Annotated in this window: 3 protein-coding genes; 1 reads left to right on the plus strand and 2 read right to left on the minus strand. The window is 66.5% G+C overall.

Annotated features, from left to right (window positions below; genetic code table 11):
• Together QMZ25_RS18120 and QMZ25_RS18125 are read right to left on the minus strand one after the other, a co-directional pair.
• On the minus strand, positions 1 to 1,105 hold a 1,105-nt coding region (locus tag QMZ25_RS18120), incomplete at its 3' end, for an efflux RND transporter periplasmic adaptor subunit (RefSeq protein ID WP_283220070.1).
• On the minus strand, positions 1,105 to 1,761 hold the full coding sequence (locus QMZ25_RS18125) for a TetR/AcrR family transcriptional regulator (protein ID WP_053515419.1): 657 nt from the start codon (positions 1,759 to 1,761) through the stop codon (positions 1,105 to 1,107). The genes QMZ25_RS18120 and QMZ25_RS18125, both read right to left, overlap by 1 nt.
• Positions 1,762 to 2,012: 251 nt before the next feature.
• Here QMZ25_RS18125 and QMZ25_RS18130 point away from each other — a divergent pair, with 251 nt between their 5' ends.
• Complete coding sequence (locus tag QMZ25_RS18130; protein WP_065182907.1) at positions 2,013 to 6,989, plus strand: NAD-glutamate dehydrogenase domain-containing protein; 4,977 nt, start codon at positions 2,013 to 2,015, stop codon at positions 6,987 to 6,989.
• The last annotated feature ends 95 nt before the right edge of the window (positions 6,990 to 7,084 follow it).

Raw genomic sequence — 7,084 nt, forward strand, 5'->3', positions numbered from 1 at the left:
CGACGGCCGGGCTGCCTTCCTTGCCCTTCTGCACGCCGGCCACGATCACCTTGTCGCCGGCGGCCAGGCCATCGCTGACCAGCCAGTTGCCGCCCTGTGCGCCTTCGGTCTTGACGTTCTTGCGCGCCACCTTGCCATCGGCACCGACCACCATCACGTAGCCGCCCGTGGTGTCGCGCAGCAGCGCCTGCTGCGGCACCAGGTAGGCATTGTTGCGCTCGCCGAGGTTGGCCTGGAAGCTGACGAAGGCTCCCGGCAGCAGGATCTGCTGCGGATTGGGCAGCAGCGCACGCAGCGACACCGCGCCGGTGGCCGGGTCGACCGTAGTCGAGGAGAAGTCGAGGGTTCCCGGCTCGCTGTAGGTGCTGCCATCGGCCAGCTTCACGTTGACGGTGGCCTTGCCGTCGCCGGCCAGGGCCAGGGCGCCCTTGGCCTGCTGCGCGCGCAGCTGGGTCAGCTCGTCCACGCTGAGCGAGAAGTTGACGTACAGCGGATCGAGCTGGTCGACGGTGGTCAGCAGGGTCACGTCGCCCTGGCCGACCAGTGCGCCCTCGGTCACCTGCTGCTTGTTGGCCACGCCGCTGATCGGCGCGGTCACTTCGGCGTAGCCCAGGTTGATCCGCGAGGAGGTCACCGCCGCTTCGGCCTGCTTGACCGCGGCCAACGCAGTGCGCTCGGCCGATTCGGCGTTGTCCAGGTCGGACTTGGAGACGAACTGCTGCGGTGCCAGCGAGCGGGCACGATCGGCCGCCACCTTGGCGTTGGCGTAGGTGGCGCGCGCCGACGCCAGCTGGGCCTCGGACGCGTTCAGCGAGGCGCGCAGCGGTGCCGGGTCGATCAGGAACAGGGTCTGCCCCTGCTTGACCTGGGAGCCTTCCTGGTAGACGCGCTTGAGCAGCACGCCCGGCACGCGTGCGCGGACATCGGCACTGCGGAACGGCGACAGGCGGCCGACCAGCTCGCGCTGCAGCGGCAGGGTCTGCGGCTTCGCATCGATCACGCCCACCTCCGGCGGCGGGGGTGTCTGCTGTTCCGGTTTCTTGCAGGCAGCCAGCGCGACAGCAACGGCGCACGTCAAGGCAAGGGTGCGGAGTGGGGCGGTCATCAGGAGGAACTCCGGGGTTGGTTTGTAGACGGGGCCGGCGACGGTTGCGGCGCAAACGCGCGCAGGAAGCTGTCGACGGAGAACTCTGCCCAGCGCCGACGCAGGAGCGCGTCATCACGATGGGGGGTATGGAAGCGCTGTTTGTCGAAATCCTGACCGGCGATCATGCTCAGCAGCAGTTCGGCCATGAAGTGCGGGTCGTCATGCCGGAGCAGGCCACGCCTGCAAACGGTTTCAATCCATTCAGAAAGATGAAGTGTCAGCGCGCCAGCACCATGCCGGTACAGCGCCCGGGCCTCTTCGGGGAACTGGGCGGCATCTGCAGCGATCAGCCGGCAGGCCTGGCCGACATGCGGTTGGTTGAAATGCTCCAGGAAGTCGATGGCGAACTGCAACAGGCTGGCACGCAGGTCGTCACTGCGGAGTGCACGCAGCATTGCCCCCGTCGCGTGTCCCACATGCCGCTGCATCACCCGCCGCAGCAGTTCCTGCTTGCTGCCATAGCGCGAGTACAGGGTCTGCTTGGAGCAGCCGGCCTGCTGGGCCACCGCATCCATGCTCATCTGCATGCCCTGCCGGGCCAGCAGTTCGCGCACGGCATCGAACACGCGCTCATCGCGCGCATCGAGGGCAACGGGGAAGTAGGCCGGGTTCACGCGGTGGACTATACCGTCCAGTTCAGGATTGTGGAATCGAAACGACGTTCCCGCGTGTGTCTTCCGGTAACACGCTTTGCCGATCCTGTCGGCAAGGCGGCCGCCCCCCGCTCGCTCCGTACCTGGGCGAACTGAATAGGCGTCTAAACCGCAGCAAACCCGAATCTGCTTATTCCGTCCTGCAGCAAGGCCTTTTCGCGCGGGAGGGCTACAATTTCATTTTCCCAACTGAGCAAGCGCATCGCTCTGCCATGAAACCGCAAAAAACCGCAGCCAAGACCGTGAAAAACAAGACCAAACCAGCTGAGTCGGAGGTCGCAGTGACCGCTGGTTTCTCCCTGGAGCCGGTATACACGGCCTTGCGCAAGCGTTACCCGGCGGCCGCCCAGGCCGAAGCAGTGGCGTTTGCCGCTGACTTCTACAAGCGCATGGAGGCGGACGAGTTCCCGCACCACAGCGCTGAAGAGTGGGCCGCGCTCGCGGCCGAGACGCTGGAGTTCGCCCGTGCCCGCAAGGCTGGCAAGGCCAACGTGCGCGTGTTCAATCCGACGGTGAAGGCGAACGGTTGGGAATCGCCGCACACCGTGCTGCAGATCATCAACGACGACATGCCGTTCCTGGTCGACACCGTGACCATGTCACTGGCCGAACAGGGCGTGGGCGTGCACGTGCTCGGCCACCCGGTGCTGCGCTTCACCCGCGACAAGGCCGGCAAGCTGGTCAAGGTCGGCGAGGGCGAGGCCGAATCGGTGATGCTGCTGGAGATCGACCGCCAGCCGGCCGATGCCATGGCCGCCATCGAGCAGGCCATCGGCAAGGCGCTGGACGAAGTGCGGGCGATCGTGCGCGATTGGCAGCCGATGAAGGACAAGGCACTGGCACTGGCCGACGATCTGGGCAGCCGTGCGCTGCCGGTCGACGATGCCTCGCGCAGGGAAGCGCAGGAGTTCCTGCGCTGGGCCGCCGACAACCACTTCACCTTCTTCGGCTACCGCGAGTACCGCGTCGAGAAGCAGGGCAAGGAAGACGTGCTGGCGCCGCTGAACGAGACCGGCCTGGGCCTGATGCGCGGCAAGGACAAGTCCGCCGCACGCCCGGTCAAGACGCTCGCCGCCCAGGGCCTCAACGCCACGTCGGGGTTGAAGGACGCGCTGATCCTGACCAAGACCAATGCGCGCTCCCGCGTGCACCGCGCCGGCTACATGGACTACATCGGCGTGCTGGAATTCGACGCCAAGGGCAGGATCATCGGCGAGCAGCGCTTCCTCGGCCTGTTCACTTCCAGTGCCTACAACCGCCGCCCGTGGGAAATCCCGCTGGTGCGCCAGCGCCACGAGTACGTGATGAAGCAGTCCGGCCTGGCCGCGTCCAGCCACAGCGGCAAGGCCCTGCGCCACATCCTGGAGACCCTGCCGCGCGAAGAACTGTTCCAGTCCAGCGAGGACGAGCTGTTCCGCACCGCGATGGGCGTGCTGGGCCTGCAGGAGCGCGTGCGCAGCCGCCTGTTCCTGCGCCGTGACAAGTACAGCCGCTTCATCTCTGCGCTGGTCTACCTGCCGCGCGAGCGCTTCAACACCGACGTGCGCCTGCGCATCGAGGCGATGCTGAAGGAAGCGCTGCATGGCGAGTACGTCGACAGCTCGGTGGTGCTGGGCGAATCGCCGCTGGCGCAGGTGCATCTGATCGTGCGCCCGAAGCCGGGCGAGATGCTTGACGTGGATACCGCCGAACTGGAGCGCAAGCTCGCCCAGGTGCTGCGCAACTGGCAGGACGACCTGCGTGAAGCGCTGGTGGCCCGTCATGGCGAAAGCGAAGGCCTGCGCATCGCGGCCCGCATCGGCAAGGCACTGCCGGCCGGCTACATCGAAGACAACAGCACCGCAGTTGCCGCCAACGACGTCAGCCAGCTCGACGCGCTGACCGGTCCGGACGATCTGCGCCTGAGCCTGCAGGCGGTGCCGCGCGAAAGCGGCGATGGCCTGCGCCTGAAGCTGTACCGCCAGCTGGACGACATTCCGCTGTCCGACGCGCTGCCGATGATGGAGAACATGGGCCTGCGCGTGATCGCCGAGCGTCCGTACCGCCTGTCGGTCGACAACGCCCCGGTATACGTGCAGGACTTCGAGGTCGAATCGACGGCCGGTGCGATCGATGCCGCCAGCGTCGACGAAGCATTCGGCGAAACCTTTGCCCGCGTCTGGCACGGTGATGCCGAGAACGATGGCTTCAACCGCCTGGTGCTGGCCGCCGGCCTGCACTGGCGCCAGGTCGCCATGCTGCGCGGCTACTGCAAGTATCTGCTGCAGACCGGCGTGCCGTTCTCGCAGGCGTACGTGGAAGGCACGTTCGCCCGCTATCCGCTGCTGGCGCGCCTGCTGGTCGAACTGTTCGAAGCGCGCTTCGATCCGGCCACCGGCCACGAGAGCAAGGACGACATCGCGGCCGGCCAGGCCCAGCTGAAGGCCCACTTCGATGTGCTGGCCGCCGGCGACGAGGCCACCCTGAAGGTGCTCAAGACCGTGGTCGATGCCCGCAAGGGTGACCGCGACGCGCAGATGCAGGCCGCGCGCGATGCGTTGCTGAAGCTGATGGACCGCGTGTCGAGCCTGGACGAAGACCGCATCCTGCGTTCGTTCATGGGCGTGATCGATGCCACCCTGCGTACCAGCTACTACCAGACCGACGCCAATGGCCAGCACGGCCATGTGATCAGCTTCAAGTTCGACTCGGCGCTGGTGCCGGACCTGCCGAAGCCGCGTCCGTACCGCGAGATCTTCGTCTACGGTCCGCGCGTGGAAGGTACCCACCTGCGCTTCGGCGCGGTGGCCCGTGGCGGCCTGCGCTGGTCGGACCGTCGCGAAGACTTCCGTACCGAAGTGCTGGGTCTGGTCAAGGCGCAGATGGTCAAGAACACCGTCATCGTGCCGGTCGGTGCGAAGGGCGGCTTCTTCGCCAAGACCCCGCCGGTGAACGGCGACCGCGACGCGATCTTCGCCAACGGCGTGGCCTGCTACAAGCTGTTCATCCAGGGCCTGCTGGACATCACCGACAACATCGTCAACAACAAGATCGTGCCGCCGGTGGATGTCGTGCGGCACGACATGGACGATCCGTACCTGGTGGTGGCCGCCGACAAGGGCACGGCGACCTTCTCCGATATCGCCAACGGCCTGGCCATCGCGCACGGCTTCTGGATGGGCGATGCGTTCGCCTCCGGTGGTTCGGTGGGGTACGACCACAAGGGCATGGGCATCACCGCGCGCGGTGCATGGGAGTCGGTCAAGCGCCACTTCCGTGCGCTCGGCCGTGACAGCCAGAGCCAGGACTTCACCGCGGTCGGCGTCGGCGACATGTCCGGCGATGTGTTCGGCAACGGCATGCTGCTGTCGCGCCACATCCGTCTCGTCGCGGCATTCGACCACCGCCATATCTTCCTTGACCCGAACCCGGACGCGGCGACCTCGTTCGTCGAGCGCGAGCGCATGTTCACCGTGCCGCGTTCGAGCTGGGCAGACTACGACGCCAAGCTGATCAGCAAGGGCGGCGGCGTGTACCCGCGCAGCCTGAAGTCGATCGAGATCACCCCCCAGGTGCGTGAAGCGCTGGGCCTGGACGAGAACGTCAAGGCGCTGTCGCCGAACGACCTGATGAGCGCGATCCTGAAGGCACCGGTGGACCTGCTGTGGAACGGCGGCATCGGCACCTACGTGAAGGCCGCCAGCGAGCAGCACAGCGATGTCGGCGACCGTGCCAACAACGCACTGCGCGTGAACGGTGGCGAGCTGCGCTGCAAGGTGGTGGGCGAGGGCGGCAACCTCGGCATGACCCAGCTGGGCCGTATCGAGGCCGCGCAGGCCGGCGTGCTGCTCAACACGGACTTCATCGACAACTCGGCCGGCGTGGATACGTCGGACCATGAAGTCAACATCAAGATCCTGCTCAATGATGTGGTGCGGGCGAAGAAGCTGACGGTCGACCAGCGCAACAAGCTGCTGGCCTCGATGACCGATGAAGTCGCCGACCTGGTGCTCAACGACAACTATCGCCAGAACCAGGCGCTGAGCCTCATGGAGCGGATGGCGGTCAAGCGCCTGGGTTCCAAGCAGCACTTCATCCGCACCCTGGAACAGCAGGGGCTGCTGGATCGGCAGATCGAGTTCCTGCCATCCGATGCCGAGCTGTCCCAGCGCAAGGCGCGCGGCCAGGGCCTGACCCGTCCGGAGCTGTCGGTGCTGCTGTCCTACTCCAAGCTGGTGGCGTTCAACCAGCTGCTGGAGTCGGATATTCCGGAAGATCCGTACCTCTCCAAGGAGCTGCTGCGCTACTTCCCCACGCCGCTGCAGAAGAAGTACGCCGATGCGATGGAGCGTCACCGCCTGAAGCGCGAGATCATCGCCACGGCGGTGACCAACCAGACCATCAACCGCATGGGCGCAACGTTCCTGATGCGCATGCAGGAAGACACCGGCCGCTCCATCGCCGAGGTCGCCAAGGCCTACACCATCAGCCGCGAGACGCTGGATGCGCGCGCGCTGTGGGCGCAGATCGACGCCCTCGACGGCAAGGTGCCGGAGTCGGTGCAGATCGACGCGCTGGAGGTGATCTGGAAGCTGCAGCGTTCGTTCGTGCGCTGGCTGCTGTCGCGTCCGGGTGCGATGCCGGGCATCACTGAAGCGGTCAACCGCTATCAGGGCCCGTTCAACGACATCCGTGTCGCGTCGGGTGTGCTGCCGGACTCGCAGCGTCCGACCTACGAGGCGCTGGTGGCCGAGTGGAAGGAGAAGGGTCTGCCGTCCGCGCTGGCACAGCAGCTGTCCGAGCTGCACTTCCTGGAACCGGCGTTCGACATCATCGAACTGGCCCGTACCCGCAAGCTGAAGCCGGTGGACGTGTCCAAGGTGCACTTCCGCCTGGGCGATGCCCTGCAGCTGCCGTGGCTGTTCGAGCAGGTCGATGCACTGGAAGTCAACGGCCGTTGGCATGCGGTGGCACGCGGCGTGCTGCGCGACGAGCTGGCTGCCAACCATCGCAACCTGGCCGGTCAGGTGCTCGCCACCAAGGGCGGCAGTGCCGAGGCCAAGGTGGCTGCATGGATGGGCCGCGATGACAACAGCCTGCGCTTCACCCTGGCAATGCTGGCGGAACTGGCCGAGCAGAAGACCCTGGACTACCCGACCGTCTCGGTCGCGGTCCAGCGCCTGGGCCAGCTGGCCGCACACGGTGCGTGACTGATGTAGTGCCGGGCCACGCCCGGCCTGCGTGAAACGGAGCGGCCCCGCGAAAGCGGGGCCGTTCTGTTTCTGGCCATTGGCGATTCGCCGGG

It is taken from the genome of Stenotrophomonas sp. RS-48, from assembly GCF_030053245.1.
Classification (GTDB): domain Bacteria; phylum Pseudomonadota; class Gammaproteobacteria; order Xanthomonadales; family Xanthomonadaceae; genus Stenotrophomonas; species Stenotrophomonas maltophilia_P.